This window comes from Maricurvus nonylphenolicus (genome assembly GCF_042854845.1).
GTDB lineage: Bacteria > Pseudomonadota > Gammaproteobacteria > Pseudomonadales > Cellvibrionaceae > Maricurvus > Maricurvus nonylphenolicus.
Genome location: NZ_AP031498.1, coordinates 4,640,990 through 4,659,257, shown reverse-complemented (window position 1 = coordinate 4,659,257; position 18,268 = coordinate 4,640,990). Strand labels below are relative to the sequence as shown.

The following is an 18,268-nucleotide window of genomic DNA, read 5'->3' as shown; positions in this document are numbered from 1 at the left end:
CTGTGAGGCCTGCTGCGGCGATGTCTGAAACTATCACTATCAAGAAATACCCTAACCGTCGCTTGTACGACACCTCCCAAAGCCAGTACGTTAATCTGGACTATATCAAGCAGCTGATTCTCGATCACAAGGATTTCGAAATTGTCGATTCCAAAAGTGGAGAGGATCTGACCAAGAGTATTCTGTTGCAAATTATCAGTGAACAGGAAACCAGCGATGAGCAATCGCTGTTAACCAACTCGTTGCTGAAGCAATTGATTCGTTTTTATGGCGGCGACATGCAGGTGTTTGTACGCCAGTATTTGGAGCAGAGTCTTGCCAACTTCCTCAAACAGCAGGATGTGGTGCAGGGCATGATGAAGAATTTGGTGGATGCCACCCCTATGGGGATGTTTGGCAAAATGATGGAACAAAATATGGACGCCTGGAGCAAGTTTACCCAAGCGCCCAAAGATAAAGATTCAGATAAATAATCAGGGCCTGCGCCTAGCGGGCGGTCCAGGCACCGTCCAGTACCAGCGTTTGTCCGGTCATATTACGGGCTGCATCGCTGATCACATAACCAATACTTCCACACAGCTCATCGGTGCTGATAAAACTCTTTTTCGGCATAGGTGCCAGCATAATCTCATTAATTACTTCATCTTCGCTGATACCGTGCTCGGCCGCCTGGGCGGTGATCTGCTGTTCCACCAGTGCGGTTTTCACATAGGCGGGGCACAGGGTGTTGATGGTAATATCTTGCTCGGCGGTTTCCAGGGCAATGACCTTGGAAAAACCCAACAAACCATGTTTTGCGGCGACGTAAGCGCTTTTAAACGGTGAGGCAATCAAACCGTGGATGGAACCGATATTGACTATGCGGCCGTAGTTTTGTTCACGCATTAATGGCAGCAGTGCCCGTGTCAGCATAGCGGGGCCGACTAACAAAATATCGTTAATCAATTTCCACCTGTCGACCGGGAATTCTTCCAGTTTGGCCACGTGTTGAATACCAGCATTGTTAACCAGCACGTCAATACGGCCAAAGTCCTGGCGAATGGTTTGTGTGATTAGCTCAATGTCTTCCTCGGAGGTGACATCGAGTTTATGGCTGCTGGCGCTACCGCCTTCGGCGGCAATCGCGGCAACGGTTTGCTCAGCCGCTGACGAGTTAACATCGGTCACCAGCAGATGGTAACCCAGGCCCGCTAAATGTATGGCCACGGCTTGGCCGATACCACTGCCAGCGCCAGTCACAAGGGCAATGGGTAATTGGTGTGTGGCAACTGGAGAGGTGGCTAGTGTTGTCATAATTACCTCGCCCGCTTAATCGTATTTGTGAATAAATTCGGTAACCAGCGGGCGCACATGCTTGCGGTATTTGGAGCCACTGAAGATACCGTAATGGCCAGCGCCTTCCTGCAGGTGATGTTTACGCATTTTTTTCGGGATATTACTGCACAGATGTTGGGCAGCTTCGGTTTGGCCAATACCACAAATATCATCATTGGCACCTTCAACGGTGAGCAGGGCGGTATTATCAATAGCTTCAAAGTTTACCGGTTTGCCTAAGTAGGTTACCGAGCGGCGAACCAGGGCATTACTTTTGAAGACCACATTGATGGTTTCCAGGTAAAACTCGGCGGGCATATCCAGTACCGCCATATATTCATCGTAGAAGGCACGGAAGCGATCGGCATCCTCCTGATCTCCAGTGAGCAGGTTGCCGAAGAAGAGCTGGAATTTTTTAATATGGCTTTCCAGATTCATGCTCAGGAAACCGCCCAGCTGCAAGAAGCCGGGATACACTTTGCGCCCTGCGCCGGGATAGCCACTGGGGACGGTCATAATGGCGAATCCGCGGAACCAGTCCATGCTGTGTTTGGTGGCGTACTCATTAACCCGTGTTGGGTTTTTACTGGTATCAATGGGGCCAGCCATTAAGGTCAGCGACTTTGGTGTGGCGGGATCTTTTTGTTCCGCCATCACGGCAGTGGCAATCAGCGCCTGAACGGTTGGCTGGCAGATGGCCAGCATATGGGTGTCTTCGCCCAGGAACTGTAAGAATTCAATTAAATAAGTAACGTAGCGGTCGAAATTAAATTCGCCCTCTTCAAGTGGCACTTCACGAGCATCAAGCCAGTCAGTGATATACACCTCGTGATCGGGCAGTAGCGCTTCGACGGTACCTTTGAGCAGCGTGGCATGGTGGCCTGATAGTGGCGCTACCAATAGCACTTTGCTTTTATCTTTTTGGCCTACACGATTAAAGTGCAGCAGGTTACAGAAGGGCTTGTAAACCACAATCTCTTCGTGCACCGGAATGCGTTTGCCTTTAACGGGTACGCTGTCGATGTCGAACTCCAGCTTGTCGTAGCGTTTGGTCAAACGCATCATGGTTTCCAAGCTGGCATTGGTGGCCCTGCCGAGCCAGGAGTTGGCAAACGGATTCAGCGGGTGACTGGTCACGTCATGTGTGTAGCTGTACAGATCGTGAAAGGCTTTGGCGGCTTTGGCGTAGTAGTCGTAAGCTTGATAGCGCATAACGATGTCTCTGGTTGATCTGCAGTTAACGGCGAATGCCAAAAAGAAATAGCTCTTACCGCCTTCGTGTTACCGGGCGGTAAGAGTTTGGAGAGCGCTGTGCCAAGGTCTACCACACAACCGGAGCGATCACTCTCCAGGGGCCTATACATAACGGCCCAAAACCAACCAGTCCGTGGCTGGTTCGACTCACAGCTTGTTAAAACTTACTTGGAAGCTTTGGCGGTTGCCTTGGTGGCAACAGCAGAAGCAGTCTCTTTAGCTTCGGCGAAAGCACCTTTCAGAACTTCGCTGGCTTTTTCTTGAGTTTCGGTGATTACGGCGTAGGCATCTTTGGCGGCAGATACGACTTTTTCCTGAACACCTTCAGCGTAAGATTTTTGAGCTTCCATAACGGCAGCAACATCTTTTTGACCGCTCAGGCCTTGGGCGAAGGTCATGCCGTCGTTCATCATGCCAGTGAACAGGCTGGTTTGCTGCTGCATCAGCTGCTCGGTGGCTTTAACGTTGATAGCTGCCAGCTCGCTCATTGGCTTCATGGATTTTTGGAACTGCTCTGTGATTTGATCGAACATGGTATTTCTCCTTGAAAGTTATGCTGCATTGCAGCAATTGGCAGGATAAGTCTACACAGGATAGTAAATACCGGTCAACGACAAATTTGTTGCAGTGCAGCAAAATTATTGGATTAAATTGCGATAAGCGTTTTTGAGCTTATAACTGCAGGTTGTATGATTCAAAACAGGGCACTGGATGTGCTATTTAGTGACACCGGAGGAGGGTTTATTGAACGCCATAGGTATCGGTGGTGAGCCAGCTTAGGTTTACCAATTGGTTGTCCTTGGCTGAGGTCGCACACCGAACAGAGACGTGGTAGGTGGAGCGTTGCTCAGAGAGGAAGGGGATGGCGTTGGGTTTGACCTCGGCGCTAAAGGTTATCACGTTGGTATCGTTGTAGCCCCGGTAATGGGCGGTACGATCATCGGACTCAATCACCATAACCTGGCCATTGGCACCGTTGATAATGGCTTCCTTACAGACATCATAGCCGGCAAAAATACCGTAGTGTTTATAGTCTTCGTTGTTTGCCGAGCTACGTTTTGTACCGCTAAAGCCACTGCTAAATTGGCTGCTGGAGCTCTGAGTGATATAAACCGTCAGGCCAGAGCTAAGCACAATCACCATAGCGACTATGATGATATAGAGCGAAATACGTTTGCGTCCATCTTGACTCATAGTCGTTTCGCCGCTTTGCATGAATAGGCCATCCCCGGATTTGTTATTACGCTAACATAGGGTTCTATCGGCTTTCTTATTACTAAGTTTAGTATAAATTGCGACCAAATGTTGTGGCAAGCGACAGGGGCGCGGGAGTTCGACTCAGATGGAACAGGGGCATAAAGAGCGGCTGAAAGCATTTGGTTGGCACTTGTGGCTGGGGGTGTTCGCCGTGGCTTTTGTTGTCTCCTCTATTGCGCCGTTTAATCGTTTGGTTTGGGCGCTGGAAGTGACACCTGCACTTATTGCGCTGGGTCTGCTGTTACTGACGCGGCGAATTTTCCCCTTAACGCCTTTAAGTTATCAACTGATACTGCTGTTTTGTTTGATCTTGATGCTGGGTGGTCACTACAGTTTTTCCCGCGTACCTCTATTTGATTGGCTGGCTGCAGAACTGGATTGGCAGCGCAACCATTTTGACCGCCTGGTGCATTTTCTACAGGGATTTGTGCCGGCAGTGGCGGTGCGAGAATTTGTTATACGGCGTCAGTTAATCAATGGTCGCTTCTGGCAAATGCTGTGGGTAGTGGCCTTTTGTCTGGCCGTTAGCGCAGGCTATGAACTGATCGAATGGCGTATAGCGTTGTTGCTTGATGTCGAGCGAGAGGTGTTTCTGGCTGAGCAGGGGGATGTCTGGGATACTCAGGCCGATATGCTGATGGCTTTACTGGGTGCGTGCGCAGCCATGGCAACCCTGAGTCGAACCCAGGATCGCCAAATCACATTACTTGCCTCGCAACCTGACTTAGGCGGCGGCCAGAATGTGGGTAAAGGCTGAGGAGGCTGCGCCACCAAAGCTTTGCGCCAGACCAACTTCGGCACCTTTCACCTGATTCTCGCCAGCGCGGTCTGTCAGTTGCAGGAAGCATTCAACCAGCTGGTAAACACCGGTAGCGCCCACTGGATGGCCGCGGGACTTCAAACCGCCAAAGGTGCTGATAGGAATTTCACCGTTAAGGGTAATCTGCTCATTAACCGCCAATTCCGTTCCGTGGCCTCGATCGGCAAAACCCAGGGCTTCCAGGCTTAGGGTGTTCATGATCGTATAGGCGTCATGCAGTTCCAGGAAGTCCAGGTCCGCAGGGGTAATGCCGGCCTGTTGGTAAGCCATTTGGCCACCAATACGCGAGGCTTTTAGCTCCAGCAGCGATTCCCTTTCCTTGATGGCAAGCTTATCGGTTGAGGCCGAGCTGGCCAGTACCTTAACGATAGGCTGACCGGTTGCGCGAGCGGCCATGGCGATATCCTTATTCACCAGAATCAGTGCGGCGGCACCGTCACAAATCGGTGGGGCGTCGAACAGGGTGATCGGTGCTGTTAGCTCACGGCCATTGATATAAGTTTCCTTGTCGATCAGCTTGTGCAGCATCGCGTGTGGGCTGTTATAGCCGTTGGCGTGGGCTGAAATCGAAAAGTTGGCAAAGGCTTCGTGTTCAATGTCGTAGGCTGACATATAGGCTTGCATCAATGCCGCATTCAGCGAGATAAAGGTTTTACCTTCACCGCCCTCAGAGGGCCAGTGGCTGCCGGTGGCTAAGCCGTGGGTAACGGCGGCGTGGTCTTTGTGGGTCATTTGCTCGGCACCACAGACGACAACGGCTTTGTGACAGCCTGATGCAACGGCCATAACACCCAGACGCATAGCTGCCGCACCGGAGCCACAGGCACCTTCGGCGGTGATAGCCTCACAGGTGGTCAAGCCAGCGTTGTTGGCAATAAGCGTAGCGAGCAGTTGCTGGTCACTTAAAATGCCAGACAGCATATTGCCTGCATAGAGTGCGCCGATCATTTCTGGGGCGATATCGGCGTTAGCTAGTGCGTTAACGACTGCCTCGCCGCCTAGCTTAGCGGGGTTGCTTTCTGGGTACTTACCGACCGGAATGTGTCCGGCGGCAATAATGTACACCTCATCCATCGTGATTCCCTCCGTTATGGGTTCGGGTCATTGTTAGGGCCTGTTGTGGGCACTAAATAGGCGCATAGTCAGCGCTTGTTGGGTGGAGCTACGTTAATGGCCTAAGATGACGGAAATGTTCCTTTTGGGTGTCCGTTCCGTGAACATTGAGACTTTTAATGTCTTTTCGGTTGTATTAAGCGTCACTGATGTTTCCAAACCCAAGAAACGGTACCATTGCATCTTTGGAATGACGTACTGCACGCTCTCGTCAACAACTTCCAGTAAGTGATTAGCAAATAGCGTGCAACTTTTATCAAACTAGTGAATAGATGCTTTCCAACGACCTCAAAAGAACTATCCAGACCGCCTACAGTGAATTTCTCCAGAGCCGGGAGTTAAAGGCCCGCTATGGGCAAAAGCTGATGATTGCCGAAATCGCCAAAACCCTCGGTAATATTGAGCTGGATGACGAAGGCGAGCGCCAGTCCGAGGGCCATGTATGTGTGGTAGAGGCCGGTACAGGTACCGGTAAAACCGTGGCTTATTTATTGGCGGCCTTGCCGATTGCCAAGTATTTGGGCAAAAAACTGGTGGTCTCCACAGCCACGGTTGCCCTGCAAGAGCAGATCGTTAATAAGGATTTGCCGGAAGTGAAACGCCACAGTGGCCTGTCTTTTTCCTTCAGTCTAGCCAAGGGGCGTGGTCGATATTTGTGCTTATCGAAGCTCGATAGGCTGCTGATGGACCATGAGAGTGCAAGCAATCCGACTCAGGCGCTGTATGAAGATGAAATGCCTCAGGTCAGCGAAGAGGCGGTAAAAATTTACAGTTCCATGGTGGATGCCATGGCGTCGAACAAATGGGATGGTGACCGAGATAACTGGTCCGATGGCATTGAGGATGATGTCTGGCGCCGGGTCACCACCGATCACCGCCAGTGTACGGGGCGCCGTTGTTCCAATGTGTCTGCCTGTAGCTTCCTTAAAGCCCGCGATAATCTCGGCAGTACCGATGTAATTGTCACCAATCACGATCTGGTGTTGGCGGATCTGGCCTTGGGAGGCGGTGCTATTTTGCCAGCACCCAGTGATGCCATTTATATCTTCGATGAAGGCCATCAATTGCCAGACAAAGCCATCAACCACTTTGCCCATCACAGCCGTATTATGTCGACCAGTAAATGGCTGGAACAAAGTCAGAAACAGTTATCGGCATTGATGGGACAGGTCAGTGGTGCCGGTAATATTGACCGCTTTGCTGAGCAGCTGCCGGCGGCGTTGCTTGATGCCAAGCAGCAGGTAGGTAAAGCGCTACCTATTTTACAGAGCCTGGCCGATTCCATTGATCCGGAAGAGCATACCCCGCGCTATCGTTTTGAGCAGGGTGTAGTACCCCAGGATTTACTGTTAATCGCCGTCGAAATACAGAAAGCTTTTGATCGCTTGGCGGAATTACTGAGCAAGGTCGTCAATGAAATTACTGAGTCCATGGAGGAGGCGCACTGCGCTGTGCCGAAAGTGGACCTGGAGCAGGCCTTCCCGATTTTTGGTACCTGGCAATCCCGCGCCGAAGCCAATATGGAATTGTGGGCTAGCTACGCCATGCCCGATAAAGAGGGTGGAGTACCCAAGGCCCGCTGGCTAACCCTGGTGGATTCCGCCGGTAATATTGATATTGAGGTGTGCAGCAGCCCGATTATGGCGGCTCGCACGCTGGAGTATTCCCTGTGGAATCAATGTTGCGGTGCGGTGGTGACCTCGGCCACCTTAACGGCGCTGCAAAAATTCGATCGCTACTTTATGCGCGCTGGCACACCGGCTAACAGTAATTACCAAATAGTGCCCAGCCCGTTTAACTTTGCTCAAGCGACTCTCCAAGTGCCGGGTTTTGCCTGTGATGCCAATAAGGCCCAGGAGCACACCCTGTCGCTAGTGGATAACTTGCCGGAATTGTTGAATAAGCAGGAAGGCAGTTTGGTGTTGTTTTCCTCGCGCCGCCAGATGCTCGATGTTTATGATGCCTTACCCCTGTCCTGGCATAACCGTATCCTTAAGCAGGGTGAAAAATCCAAACAGGCGCTGCTGGACGAGCATAAAAAACGCATCGATGAAGGCAAGGGCAGTGTGATTTTTGGCTTGGCGAGTTTTGCAGAGGGGGTAGATTTACCCGGCGACTATTGCCGCCATGTGGTGATTGCCAAGATTCCGTTTGCGGTACCGGATGATCCTGTCGAGGCGGCATTGGCAGAATGGATCGAAGCCCGCGGCGGCAATTCATTTATGGAAATTTCCGTGCCGGATGCGGCCATTAAGTTGGTACAGGCCTGCGGCCGATTACTGCGTAATGAAAAGGATACGGGAACCATTAGTCTTCTCGACCGTCGAATCGTATCGAGGCGTTATGGCAAAGCCATTTTGGATTCCCTGCCGCCGTTTAATAGAAGTATTGCCTGATGTCGACCATTTATCGTGAAGTAAATGATGTGCTGCAGGCACTGGAGCAGGATTTAAAAACCTTGGGGTTGTGGGAAGTAGAAGCTCCGCCGGCAGAGCATCTGGCCAGTCAGCAGCCGTTTTGCATTGATACGCTAACGTTTTCCCAGTGGTTGCAGTTTGTCTTTCTAAATCGCATGCAGGCATTAGTAGATGAGCAATTGCCCCTACCTGCACAGTGTGGCATAGCCCCTATGGCAGAAGAATATTTTAAACCCATGGCGTTGGATGCCAGTGTGTTGATTCAGCGTCTGGAGACTATTGATCGCGTATTAAGCCAACAGTTGTAGTTTAAACCAACAGTCGCAGTTAAAAGGAGTTACACCATGAATCTATCCTCATTTGGAAACCTGGCTGTATTTAAAAAGCTGCCGCATATGCTCTGTGTCTCGGCGTTATTATTCACCCAATCTGCCTGCAGCAGTGATCATCCGGACGACGGTCGTTTTGACGTTAGTGTCGTCGGCCAGGGTGTCGTCAACGCCGAACCAGATCGCGTGGTGATTAACGCTAACCTGCGGTTGCAAGGCGAGCAGAGCCATGCGCTGTTGCAGCAGGCCAATCAAACGGTCGCTACCGTTCTGGCTGCGCTTGATGATCGCGGCATTAAAGCCAAGCAAATCCAGGCCGGCCAGTTGCGTTTAAATCAGCGCTGGCAGCACCGCAGTGGCAAGCAAGAGCCCATGGGTTATGAGGCTGTGCGTAGCTTGCGCATTTCCTTGGAAGACATTGAACGCTACCCGGAAATTATCGACCTGCTATTTACCCAAGGGGTTAACACCCTTAGCGGTGTTGAGTTCGGCTTCTCCAAACAACAGGAACTGCAAGATGAAGCCCTGGAGCTGGCCAGCAAAGATGCCATGCGCCAGGCCAAATTACTGGGCAAGGCTATGGGGGGCAGCGACTGCCGGCCAGAACACATTGGTCTTGGCGGTGCAGCAGTGCCCATGCCACGTATGGAAATGGCCGCTATGCGCAGCCATGACTCGGCCAAGGCCTACAACCCTGGTGAATTGGCAGTGACTGCCTCGGTGAATGCGACCTTTAGTTGCCGCTAGTTATAAAGGTTCTTTACTTATAGCCCATCGTTAATTCCCCTAGCCAACCTTTCCGCCTACTATAGGAGAATCACCCTTATAGGCGGGAGGCATGGCCATGGTCAGCTCCATTAATTCTACCTTTGTTAGCCCCGGTATCCGGCAGGCCCAGGAAGGCTTTGATCAGGCGGCAAACCGTATTAGTTCTGCCCAGCGTATCAACTCCGCGGCTGACGATGCGGCTGGTCTCGCTATTGCTACCCGTTTTAGTTCACAAATCTCCGGTTTTGATCAGGCGGCGCGCAACAGTGCCGATGGTATTTCCCTGGCGCAAACCGCGAGCGGAGACATCAATTCCATCAACGACAATCTGCTGCGTATCCGTGAGTTGTCGCTGCAGGCCAGTAATGGCGCCCTGAGTGATTCCGATCGTCAGGCGTTAAATTCAGAAGCCACACTGTTGAGGGATGAAATTAATCGTATTGCCGAGAGCAGCAGCTTTAATGGCATTCCATTGCTGTCCCAGCAAGAGGGGGTAAGTTTTCAGGTTGGTGCTGATGCCGGCCAGACGGTCAATGTACCTACGGCGGATTTGCTGGCCAAACTGCAAGAGAGTGGTTTGGATCAGCTTGATATCAGTACCCAAGCGGGAGCTCAAGCGGCGGTTACCGCGGCGGATGATTTTCAAACAGAAACTTTGCAGGCTGCCACCGAGTTTGGGGCATCCATTAATCGCTTTGATTCTGTGGTTAATCAGTTGGAAACCAGCGAGATCAATGCTGAGGCCTCCCGTTCCCGTATTCAAGATGCCGACCTGGCTCGCCAGTCGTCAGAACTGGTCAGAAACCAAATACTGTTGCAGACGAGTATTGCGGTTCAAGGTCAGGCTAATCAACAAGCCGGTTTGGTATTGCGGCTCCTCAGTTAATCCATCGCTTAAAGAACTATCCTTGCATTAGGTGGTCATAGGAATAGACTATGCTCCACCCGGTAAGGATATTTTCTTGTGCGTGTTTTCTGGATACTGATTTTCTTTTTTTCCCTCTCGACTGTGGCCCGTGCTGATCTATGGCAATCCTATGAAGCGCTCTTGCAACAGCACGTTCACCCGACAAAGATTGATGGCGTAGCGCTTAACGCGGTAGATTATCCTGCCCTGCGCAAAGATCCCAATTATCAACAGGCATTAAAAGCGTTGGCGGCTGCCGACCTTGCATCCCTGAAAAGCCAAGAAGAAAAGTTGGCGTTCTATATCAATGCCTACAACTTGTTGGCGATAGCCGTGGTAGAGAAGCACTGGCCGGTGCAATCCATCAAAGATGTCGGTTCCTTGTTTTGGCCGGTGTGGAAACGTGAGGCTGGTGTTATTGCCGGTAAGACGGTAACGCTCGATGAAGTGGAACATCAGATTTTACGGTCATTAGGCGAACCCCGGATTCACTTTGCCATTGTGTGTGCTTCGGTAAGTTGTCCGGATTTGCGTCGCGAAGTTTTCCGTGCGGCAACGCTCGATAGCCAGTTGCAGGATCAAACACAGAGCTTTCTGAATAACACTCAAAAAGGTGTGCAGCAGGCGCCAGAGGGTGTCCGAATCTCCAAAATATTTTCCTGGTTTTCTGAAGACTTCGAAGGCGGTGTGTATGAATTTATCTACCAGTATCGCCCCGAGCTGAAGGACGAAGCGAAAGGCGGTTATCTGCCTTATAACTGGCAAGTTAATCTCTTGTCTCGAAAATAAGCCTCGCAAATAACCCCGCTAATTTCCAGACACCTTGTCGATTGCTTTTAAGGTGTTGTGAAGCAGTGTGTTTTTAACTTTGCCTGCCAGAGGCTTAAAGGTTGAACGCAAGCGACTGGGCTTAGCGGGCGTCCAATAAACCTCATCCCCAACACGAACATTACCTGTTTTAATCACCGATGCATTAATACCCAGGTGGCGATTGGTGTGGGCGTTAAGGGCACGCACTACTTTGCTGTCTTTGCTCAAATTGGCTTGGGGTTGCGCAGGCATGGAGCAGCGCACAGTGCGGGATTCACATTTAATCACGGTATCGCCAATCTGCAGTGTGCCATCTACCCACTGGAACTCATCAAAAGGTGTTTCTTTATCGAGACTTTCGATAAACAGATTAGGGCGAAAACGTTCCACACAGAAATCACCTTCTGGCTCAATGTTTCGCATAGACTCCAATGAGTTATCCGTCAGTATATGCAGGGGATAACAATCGTAATAACGACCGAGTGGTGTCACGTACAGAGAAAGCTCCATTAATAGTTTCCATGAGATAGACGACAAATCCGGTAGCTCTTTGCTGGCAAATTGTCGCTTCATGGCTTTGGCGCCATTCATGCCGGCTAGCCGGTAGTGGCTGCGATTACTTTTGGGTTGCAGCGGCCAAAGCGTCAGTGGTTTACCGATGACGTCAGACACTTTCATTGATGCATTGGGGTCATCACTGCGGACTTCCGAGCCGTCTGGCAAGGTGATAATAACGGCGGGGATATTGTCTCCCTCTACTTTGTCGGCATAACGCGCTTGGTAATGTAATAACTTGGGTGTTTTTCTCACGACAGTGAGTTCACCTGCGGTTTCATCGCGCAGGATCCAGCCTCGGTCTGCTTGTAAACCATAGGGTGCGATATACGCTTGTTCCAGTGTTTCGCCGCCCATGGACTTAACCGGGTAGCGCCACAGTTGTTTGATATGACCGACAAGCTTGGACATGGGATTATCCCTTTTATTATTTGTTGGCATCTTAGCATGTTGATTTTTTAGGGTTTGATCATTGGCGCCAGGTATTCTAAATCCGGAGACAGTTGGGTGAAGCTGCTCTCCGCGGCCATAAACGACAGCCAAAAAACAGCGCTACGTAAACTCGCAAAAAACGCTCAGACAACCTCCGCGACTACCCTGTTTTTTGGCTGTCGCTTAAGCAATGGCCTGATTGCTCCGATCAGCTTCACCCAACTGTCTCCTCACTATGTGCTAATACAAAACGTTATATATTTTCTCTTAGGTAGGTTTAGTCAAGGGGAGGACGTGCCTATGACCAATCAGGCTGCGTTTAAGGCTTGTCCCAGGGCGGGAGCGTTTACGAGGACTGTTTGAGTGCAGTTTGCGAGTTCCGCAGTGCGAGCGCCCTGGGACAAGTCTTGCAGCCGGGAATAGGTGCGTCCTCCCCTTGGCTAAACCGGGGAATAGCACTAACCCCATATGTAACAAACGCTCAAAAAAATACCGAGCCAGGCTCGGTATTTCGAAAAGGTTTTGAGAGCACTAGAGTTATTACATCTTCTCCATAGTCTCAATACCCAACAAGTTCAGACCAGTATCCAGCGTACGAGCCACAGCCTGACACAAACCCAGGCGGCTATTGCGTGTAGCTTCTTCAATACCGTCTTTCAGAATCGGGCAGGCCTCGTAGAACTTCATATACAGACTGGCCAGATCGTAGAGGTAGGTGCACAGGATGTGTGGGTAGGCTTCGCGGGCTACCTGCTCCAGGATCTCTTCAAATTGCAGCAGTTTCAGGGCCAGGGCTTTCTCTTGCTCGGCTTCGATGTTGATGGCTGCTTTTACATCTGTGCCAGCGATACCGGCTTTGCGGAAGATACTCTGAATACGGGTGTAGGCGTATTGCAGGTATGGGGCGGTGTTGCCTTCGAAGCTCAGCATGGATTCCCAGCTGAAGATGTAATCGTTGGTACGGGTTTTAGACAGATCGGCGTATTTCACTGCGCCAATGCCCACTTTGCGAGCAACTTCTACGCGTTCAACTTCGTCCAGATCCGGGTCTTTGGCGGCGATCAGGGCGGCGGCGCGTTCAACGGCTTCTTCCAGCAGTTCGGCCAGTTTTACGGTACCACCGCTACGGGTTTTAAACGGCTTGCCGTCTTCACCCATCATGGTGCCGAAGGCGTGGTGTTCCAGGCTGATGGCATCATTCACAAAACCGGCTTTTTTGGCCAGGGTGAATACCTGCTTCATATGCAGGGACTGACGGGCATCGATAAAGTAGAGCACGCGATCAGCGTTCAGTTTGCTGCCACGGTAACGTAGGGCGGCCAGATCGGAGGTGGCATACAGGTAGCCGCCGCCTTGTTTCTGGATAATTACAGGGCTTGGGTTGCCTTCTTTGTCGGCCAGTTCTTCCAGGAATACTACCTGGGCGCCTTGGTCTTCTACGGCCAGGCCTTGTTCCTGCAGATCGCTCACGACTTTAGGCAGATCATCGTTGTAGAAGCTCTCGCCTCGTACGTCGCTGTCTTTGAGGGTAACGTTCAGTTGCTCGTAGATCTCTTCACTGTGGCGCAGGGAGATACGTTTGAACTGCTCCCACAGCTTGTTGATACGCTCATCGCCAGACTGCAGCTTCACCACGTATTCGCGGGCTTTGGTGGCGAAGGCTTCGTCTTCATCGAAGTGTTTCTTCGACTGCTGGTAGAAGGTTTCCAGGTCTTTGAGGGCGAATTCAGCGGCTTCGCCGTCTTGCATTTGGTCTTCCAGCTCGGCAATCAGCATTCCGAATTGGGTACCCCAGTCACCCACGTGGTTCTGACGGATTACTTTATGGCCCTGGAATTCCAGGATGCGTACCAGGGCGTCTCCAATAATGCTGGAGCGCAGGTGGCCTACGTGCATCTCTTTGGCCAGGTTGGGGGAGGAGTAGTCCACCACAGCGGTTTGGGCGGTCTCAACGTTATCGATACCCAGGCGCTCGCCGTCCAGCAGAGTGGCGGTCTCCTGGCTCAGCCAGGCAGGGCTCAGGTGGATATTAATAAAACCGGGGCCGGCGATTTCCAGCTTCTCGGCGATGCCGTCCAGATCCAGATTATCGACAATGCTTTGTGCCAGCTCGCGGGGATTGGTCTTCATGGCCTTGGCGGCGCCCATGGCACCGTTGGCCTGGTAGTCACCAAAACCGGCTTTCTTGCTGGGGGCCACATGGGGATCGCACTCGGCAGGGATGCCGGTGGCTATCATGGCCTGTTTGACCTTGTCGTTAAGGATCTGGCGGATATTCATAGGTTGAGAACCTTGGGGTACTGATTGGGGGTGGAATTGTAGCTTGGCGGGGGCCAGATGCAAGGAGAATGGGGGCTTTGAGGGGATTTTAGCCTACTGCGTAAGACGCTTTGGCCAAGCGGTCGAGTTGCCTAATAAGAGTGGGCGACTATATTGGAGAAAGCGGGCCCAACCTGTTAAGGTGGCGCCCGTTTTAATGAGTCGACAGCCAGGGGAGTAGATATGGCAGGTAACTTTAAGCGCGGCCGTGGTAAGCCACAAACCCATATTGGTCGTGGTGTATTGGAATCCGTAAAGACGGATGGTCCCCACAACGAGTGGTTGGGCATGCCGCCTTACTATATGCACTACCTGAGCGTAGATGGCGAAGAATATAGCTACCTGTCTGGTGATGAAGACCTGGGTATTGAGATTGGTAAGAAGGTTACCTTCCGTTACCGTGAGACCAAAAAAGGCAAAGCGATTGATAAGCGCTCGTTGGGCGTGGTGATCGACCCAAGCGATTTAGGTCTGTAGTACCTGAGCGCAATTTCATACCTGGGGTCTGACCCTGCGGGTCAGACCCCATCTTGCAGAATGGCGTTCTTAACCCGGGGTACGACCCGCAGGGTCGGACCCCTTACCTGCATGACTAGCGTTTTAATTTATTGAGTGTTCTGAACTCTTGGGGTGAACACCCCTCCGTTGTTTTGAACGACTTGGTAAAATTCGACGTATTACTGTATCCCAGCGTGTCAGCAATGGTCTCCAACGAATGCTGGCTCAGCAGTAGTAATTCCTTCGCCGCAGCTACCCTCTCTTGATGTTTAATGTCGTGAAAGGTTGTGCCTTCATCCCTAAGCCTTCTCTGCAAGGTGCTAACTGACAAGTTCAGCTGAGCCGCTAAATTCTCTATCGACACCTCATGCCAGTCGCAGGCAGTAATTAAGCTGCGCAACTTCCCTAAAAATCCTTGGTCTGGCAGTGATTGCAATTCCTTTTCCAGAATTGATAGAAAACGCTGATACACTTTTGCCTTATAGGTTGAAAAACGCTTTTCGGCAATCTCGAGTGGTATACATAAGGCGTTGATACTGCTGCCTTCAATAATCGTCACCCGATTGTCAGCCTCAGCAATACTTTCCCTGACAATCTTGTCTTTTAGATACAGCGTCGATGGGTAACCTCGATCTGATTCCGGCAGGGATAGCCTAAGGAAGGTTTCAGCATTCAGCAGATAGGAAGAGAAAATAAACTGCGAGGCTTCCGGAGTCAGGGACAGCAAATCAGCATTGTTTTCTTTAATCGTGAAGAACAGTTTGTCTTCTTCAATGGTTAGCGACAGGGTCGATAGATCGGTGCGCAAACGGCCGAAGCGAATCATCAGTTCCGCAGACTGTATAAAGTTTTCTGCGTTTCGTATCGCCAAGCCCAAGCTGCCATGGGCGTTTTTGGCAGACTGCCAGCGGGCAAACTTCCAGGCGATGGCTAATGGGTCTTCTCTGATCTCATGGATATGTTGGTAGAGCTGAAACAATGTTCCCGCATCGATAAAGGGGGGAGGCGAGAGAATATAGTCTGGCGATATATCCCCATCTTCAATGGCGGTCATCACGCTGAGTAGATCAATGCCATTGCTCAGGCAAAAGTCCTTGAACGACACCAAATAGTCACTGGAGATATAGTCTTTGCTTGAAGGGGGGATGGGGTGAGACATAGGCTTCCAGTGCTTTGACCTCTAATCACTACATGTCGACATCTTAGCAGCTTTTGCCGTTTTGTGGCTGCTCTATCATGGATTCACCTGATTTATACCGAATAACGATAGATTCTAAAGACAAAGAGGTCAGCCATGTTTATTCATCCTGTAGCCGAAACCAATGCCGCAAAACGCGATTACCAATACATCGAAGTAAAACCCTACGCCGCCGCTCTGGGGGCAGAGATCTTTGGCGTTAAGTTGGGCGATTTAACCGAAGAGCAAGTAAAAGAAATCAAGTGGGCGCTGGCGGATCACTCCGTCGTCTTCTTCCGCGAGCAGCACTTGTCTCCGGCAGAGCAAGAAAGATTTACGCTGAACTTTGGTGAGTTCGGAGTTGATCCGTTTGTTGACGGTATCGAGGGCCATCCCAATGTATTGCGCCTGGTAAAAGAAGCCGATGAGAAAACCGGCGTCGTGTTTGGTGGTGTATGGCACAGTGACTGGACCTTCCAGGAAGAGCCTCCTTCGTACACCATTCTGGCTGGCAAGGATATTCCTGCATACGGTGGTGATACCTTGTTTGCCAGTTTGTATAACGCCTATGACTCACTGTCACCTGTCATGCAGAAGCACTGTGAATCGCTGAACCTGGTGCACACTGCACAGAAAGGTTACGGCAGTCAGATGGAAGGTGTGCAGGACCTGGTAGAAAATATGGATGTTAAAACCGGTGATGATATTGCCGGTCGTTTGCAAGTGCATCCTATGGTGACCAAGCATCCGGTCTCCGGTCGTAAGGTGTTGTACGTCAGTGGTATTTACACCCTCACCGTTGAAGGTATGTACCACGATGAGGCGGCTAATTTGATCGACTTCCTGCAGAAAGAAATTGTTGAGCACCCAATGAACCTCTGTCGCTTCCGCTGGGAAGAGGGTTCGGTTGCCATGTGGGATAACCGCTGTACTCAACATCATCCTATGGGCGACTACCTGGGCGTACGCCGTGAAATGCAGCGTACCATTGTCGCGGGTTCCAAGCCTGAGGGCGTATAACCTTCGTATTTATCCATAAAGAGCTTAAAGGGGGAGAGTTCCCCCTTTTTGCGTTTCGTCAGAAGGTATATCAGAAATATAGAAGAGTCGTTCGATGAAGTTACGCCGGGTAAAAAGTACTACTGAAGAAGCTGAATTCAAAGTAGAAGCCTTGATTCATGATCAATGGCGTCGGCTTGATAGTGTGGATGGATTGAGCGAGATTGCACGTCAGCATCAGGTGCAAGGGGACCTTGCCAGTGATCTATTGGCTGTCTTGCAGCTGGGTAAAACCGGGTGGGATGCACTCACTGCTGCATTGGAAAAATTACCGGTGAGCGATGCTGAAAAATCATCAGTTGTGGTGTTGCCGTTTCAGCCTGCCTCCTTCCGTGAGTTTACTCTGTACGAAGAGCACTTCACGAATGTCGCGCGTGCTCATGTTCGGCGTTATATGCCTGGGCTGGCACGTATAACGAATCTGTACGAGAGGCTGACGGGCAAAACTTTCCCTAAATTCAAACCCAATAAACTGTGGTATCAGCAACCCGTGTATTACTACGGTAGCCACTTAAATTTCTACGCCGATGGCGAGACTGTCCCTTGGCCGGGTTATGTGAAAGACCTGGACTATGAGCTGGAGTTAGCAGCGATTGTGAGCAAAACGGTGTGTAATGCTGATCAAAAGCAGGCTGCTGATGCCATCGGCGGCTTTGTGATTGTGAACGACTTTAGCTCCCGCGGTGCTGCCCAGATGATTGAGATGGGCTCAGGTTGCGGCCCTCAGAAAAGCAAGCACTTTGCTAACAGTATGGGGGCCGTGGTCGTGACTGCCGATGAGCTGCTTGGTAAAGAGGAAAACCTAAAAGGTCGCATAAGTATCAATGGTGAGACGGTTTCAACCTGCCATAGCCGCGGCATGAAATTCACTTTTGCAGAGATTGTTGCCTTTTTATCTGAAGGCCAAACGTTGTATCCCGGTGAGATATTAGCTTCTGGTACTTTGCCTTGCGGCAGTGGCATGGAGTGCGGACGTTTGTTGTCGCCTGGGGATAAGTTACGTTTTGAGTTGGAAGGCGTAGGGAGCTTGGAAAACTTTATTGGCTAAAGATACGGGAATAAAAAAAGGACCCGCGAAACAGGCCCTCGCAAGTGGGTAAGGAGAGAACTATACCCACAGAGCTAATAAGAGAGGCAGACATTACAGAACTGCACAGTGCCAATTTACCGTCCAGCTCCGGAGTAGGAAAGTGAAAAGATCTGCGAGGGGTGGGCAAAAAAAGGAAACTGTGGCTCTAT

At 50.9% G+C, this 18,268-nt stretch carries 18 protein-coding genes; 10 read left to right on the top strand and 8 right to left on the bottom strand.

Annotated features, from left to right (window positions below; all coding sequences use genetic code 11):
- The first annotated feature begins 20 nt into the window (after positions 1 to 20).
- Positions 21 to 473: a polyhydroxyalkanoate synthesis repressor PhaR gene (gene phaR, locus ACGHZ6_RS20240; RefSeq protein WP_390615849.1), complete on the top strand. Its 453-nt coding sequence runs from the start codon at positions 21 to 23 to the stop codon at positions 471 to 473.
- Positions 474 to 486: 13 nt separating this feature from the next.
- On the opposite strand, the gene ACGHZ6_RS20235 is transcribed toward phaR, so the two are convergent.
- From ACGHZ6_RS20235 to ACGHZ6_RS20220, 4 genes are all read right to left on the bottom strand, one after another.
- Complete coding sequence (locus tag ACGHZ6_RS20235) at positions 487 to 1,293, bottom strand: 3-hydroxybutyrate dehydrogenase (RefSeq protein WP_390615848.1); 807 nt, start codon at positions 1,291 to 1,293, stop codon at positions 487 to 489.
- A gap of 15 nt (positions 1,294 to 1,308) precedes the next feature.
- On the bottom strand, positions 1,309 to 2,526 hold the full coding sequence (locus ACGHZ6_RS20230; protein ID WP_390615847.1) for a polyhydroxyalkanoate depolymerase: 1,218 nt from the start codon (positions 2,524 to 2,526) through the stop codon (positions 1,309 to 1,311).
- A 206-nt stretch (positions 2,527 to 2,732) separates the two neighbouring features.
- Positions 2,733 to 3,101, bottom strand: coding sequence for a phasin family protein (locus ACGHZ6_RS20225; protein WP_390615846.1), 369 nt, complete (start codon positions 3,099 to 3,101; stop codon positions 2,733 to 2,735).
- 208 nt (positions 3,102 to 3,309) lie between these two features.
- Positions 3,310 to 3,762 carry a hypothetical protein gene (locus tag ACGHZ6_RS20220; RefSeq protein WP_390615845.1) on the bottom strand — a complete coding sequence of 151 codons (453 nt, stop codon included), beginning with the start codon at positions 3,760 to 3,762 and terminating at the stop codon, positions 3,310 to 3,312.
- A 148-nt stretch (positions 3,763 to 3,910) separates the two neighbouring features.
- Between ACGHZ6_RS20220 and ACGHZ6_RS20215 the strand changes: the two genes are divergently transcribed.
- Positions 3,911 to 4,582 carry a DUF2238 domain-containing protein gene (locus ACGHZ6_RS20215; RefSeq protein ID WP_390615844.1) on the top strand — a complete coding sequence of 224 codons (672 nt, stop codon included), beginning with the start codon at positions 3,911 to 3,913 and terminating at the stop codon, positions 4,580 to 4,582.
- Here ACGHZ6_RS20215 and ACGHZ6_RS20210 read toward each other — a convergent pair.
- Positions 4,550 to 5,719: a thiolase C-terminal domain-containing protein gene (locus ACGHZ6_RS20210; RefSeq protein WP_390615843.1), complete on the bottom strand. Its 1,170-nt coding sequence runs from the start codon at positions 5,717 to 5,719 to the stop codon at positions 4,550 to 4,552. The genes ACGHZ6_RS20215 and ACGHZ6_RS20210 overlap by 33 nt on opposite strands.
- 311 nt (positions 5,720 to 6,030) lie before the next feature.
- Here ACGHZ6_RS20210 and dinG point away from each other — a divergent pair, with 311 nt between their 5' ends.
- From dinG to ACGHZ6_RS20185, 5 genes are all read left to right on the top strand, one after another.
- Complete coding sequence (gene dinG / locus ACGHZ6_RS20205) at positions 6,031 to 8,154, top strand: ATP-dependent DNA helicase DinG (protein WP_390615842.1); 2,124 nt, start codon at positions 6,031 to 6,033, stop codon at positions 8,152 to 8,154.
- On the top strand, positions 8,154 to 8,483 hold the full coding sequence (locus tag ACGHZ6_RS20200) for a YqcC family protein (protein WP_390615841.1): 330 nt from the start codon (positions 8,154 to 8,156) through the stop codon (positions 8,481 to 8,483). The genes dinG and ACGHZ6_RS20200 overlap by 1 nt, the downstream gene beginning before the upstream one ends.
- Positions 8,484 to 8,519: 36 nt before the next feature.
- Positions 8,520 to 9,251 (top strand): SIMPL domain-containing protein, encoded by a 732-nt coding sequence (locus ACGHZ6_RS20195; RefSeq protein ID WP_390615840.1) that lies wholly within the window; start codon positions 8,520 to 8,522, stop codon positions 9,249 to 9,251.
- A gap of 91 nt (positions 9,252 to 9,342) precedes the next feature.
- Positions 9,343 to 10,158 carry a flagellin gene (locus ACGHZ6_RS20190; RefSeq protein ID WP_390615839.1) on the top strand — a complete coding sequence of 272 codons (816 nt, stop codon included), beginning with the start codon at positions 9,343 to 9,345 and terminating at the stop codon, positions 10,156 to 10,158.
- 78 nt (positions 10,159 to 10,236) lie between these two features.
- Positions 10,237 to 10,968, top strand: coding sequence for a DUF547 domain-containing protein (locus ACGHZ6_RS20185; RefSeq protein ID WP_390615838.1), 732 nt, complete (start codon positions 10,237 to 10,239; stop codon positions 10,966 to 10,968).
- An 18-nt stretch (positions 10,969 to 10,986) separates the two neighbouring features.
- Here ACGHZ6_RS20185 and ACGHZ6_RS20180 read toward each other — a convergent pair whose 3' ends face one another.
- Both ACGHZ6_RS20180 and argS read right to left on the bottom strand, forming a co-directional pair.
- A complete protein-coding gene (locus tag ACGHZ6_RS20180) occupies positions 10,987 to 11,955 on the bottom strand; it encodes an MOSC domain-containing protein (RefSeq protein WP_390615837.1) in 969 nt (322 codons plus the stop codon).
- Between the two features lie 561 nt (positions 11,956 to 12,516).
- Positions 12,517 to 14,256: an arginine--tRNA ligase gene (gene argS / locus ACGHZ6_RS20175; protein ID WP_390615836.1), complete on the bottom strand. Its 1,740-nt coding sequence runs from the start codon at positions 14,254 to 14,256 to the stop codon at positions 12,517 to 12,519.
- Positions 14,257 to 14,478: 222 nt separating this feature from the next.
- On the opposite strand from argS, the gene ACGHZ6_RS20170 reads away from it, so the two are divergent.
- Positions 14,479 to 14,772, top strand: a complete 294-nt coding sequence (locus ACGHZ6_RS20170) for a hypothetical protein (protein WP_390615835.1) — start codon at positions 14,479 to 14,481, stop codon at positions 14,770 to 14,772.
- Between the two features lie 115 nt (positions 14,773 to 14,887).
- Here the strand turns inward: ACGHZ6_RS20170 and ACGHZ6_RS20165 are convergent, their stop codons facing one another.
- Complete coding sequence (locus tag ACGHZ6_RS20165) at positions 14,888 to 15,952, bottom strand: helix-turn-helix domain-containing protein (RefSeq protein ID WP_390615834.1); 1,065 nt, start codon at positions 15,950 to 15,952, stop codon at positions 14,888 to 14,890.
- Between the two features lie 135 nt (positions 15,953 to 16,087).
- Here ACGHZ6_RS20165 and ACGHZ6_RS20160 point away from each other — a divergent pair, with 135 nt between their 5' ends.
- Entirely contained in the window at positions 16,088 to 16,990 is a 903-nt protein-coding gene (locus ACGHZ6_RS20160) for a TauD/TfdA dioxygenase family protein (RefSeq protein WP_390615833.1), read from the top strand.
- Positions 16,991 to 17,084: 94 nt separating this feature from the next.
- Entirely contained in the window at positions 17,085 to 18,077 is a 993-nt protein-coding gene (locus ACGHZ6_RS20155) for a fumarylacetoacetate hydrolase family protein (protein ID WP_390615832.1), read from the top strand.
- The last annotated feature ends 191 nt before the right edge of the window (positions 18,078 to 18,268 follow it).

Coding starts and splice junctions, on each gene's coding strand:
- phaR (WP_390615849.1), top strand. CDS start 21: ATGTCTGAAACTATCACTATCAAGAAATACCCTAACCGTCGCTTGTAC.
- ACGHZ6_RS20235 (WP_390615848.1), bottom strand. CDS start 1,293: ATGACAACACTAGCCACCTCTCCAGTTGCCACACACCAATTACCCATT.
- ACGHZ6_RS20230 (WP_390615847.1), bottom strand. CDS start 2,526: ATGCGCTATCAAGCTTACGACTACTACGCCAAAGCCGCCAAAGCCTTT.
- ACGHZ6_RS20225 (WP_390615846.1), bottom strand. CDS start 3,101: ATGTTCGATCAAATCACAGAGCAGTTCCAAAAATCCATGAAGCCAATG.
- ACGHZ6_RS20220 (WP_390615845.1), bottom strand. CDS start 3,762: ATGAGTCAAGATGGACGCAAACGTATTTCGCTCTATATCATCATAGTC.
- ACGHZ6_RS20215 (WP_390615844.1), top strand. CDS start 3,911: ATGGAACAGGGGCATAAAGAGCGGCTGAAAGCATTTGGTTGGCACTTG.
- ACGHZ6_RS20210 (WP_390615843.1), bottom strand. CDS start 5,719: ATGGATGAGGTGTACATTATTGCCGCCGGACACATTCCGGTCGGTAAG.
- dinG (WP_390615842.1), top strand. CDS start 6,031: ATGCTTTCCAACGACCTCAAAAGAACTATCCAGACCGCCTACAGTGAA.
- ACGHZ6_RS20200 (WP_390615841.1), top strand. CDS start 8,154: ATGTCGACCATTTATCGTGAAGTAAATGATGTGCTGCAGGCACTGGAG.
- ACGHZ6_RS20195 (WP_390615840.1), top strand. CDS start 8,520: ATGAATCTATCCTCATTTGGAAACCTGGCTGTATTTAAAAAGCTGCCG.
- ACGHZ6_RS20190 (WP_390615839.1), top strand. CDS start 9,343: ATGGCCATGGTCAGCTCCATTAATTCTACCTTTGTTAGCCCCGGTATC.
- ACGHZ6_RS20180 (WP_390615837.1), bottom strand. CDS start 11,955: ATGTCCAAGCTTGTCGGTCATATCAAACAACTGTGGCGCTACCCGGTT.
- argS (WP_390615836.1), bottom strand. CDS start 14,256: ATGAATATCCGCCAGATCCTTAACGACAAGGTCAAACAGGCCATGATA.
- ACGHZ6_RS20170 (WP_390615835.1), top strand. CDS start 14,479: ATGGCAGGTAACTTTAAGCGCGGCCGTGGTAAGCCACAAACCCATATT.
- ACGHZ6_RS20165 (WP_390615834.1), bottom strand. CDS start 15,952: ATGTCTCACCCCATCCCCCCTTCAAGCAAAGACTATATCTCCAGTGAC.
- ACGHZ6_RS20160 (WP_390615833.1), top strand. CDS start 16,088: ATGTTTATTCATCCTGTAGCCGAAACCAATGCCGCAAAACGCGATTAC.
- ACGHZ6_RS20155 (WP_390615832.1), top strand. CDS start 17,085: ATGAAGTTACGCCGGGTAAAAAGTACTACTGAAGAAGCTGAATTCAAA.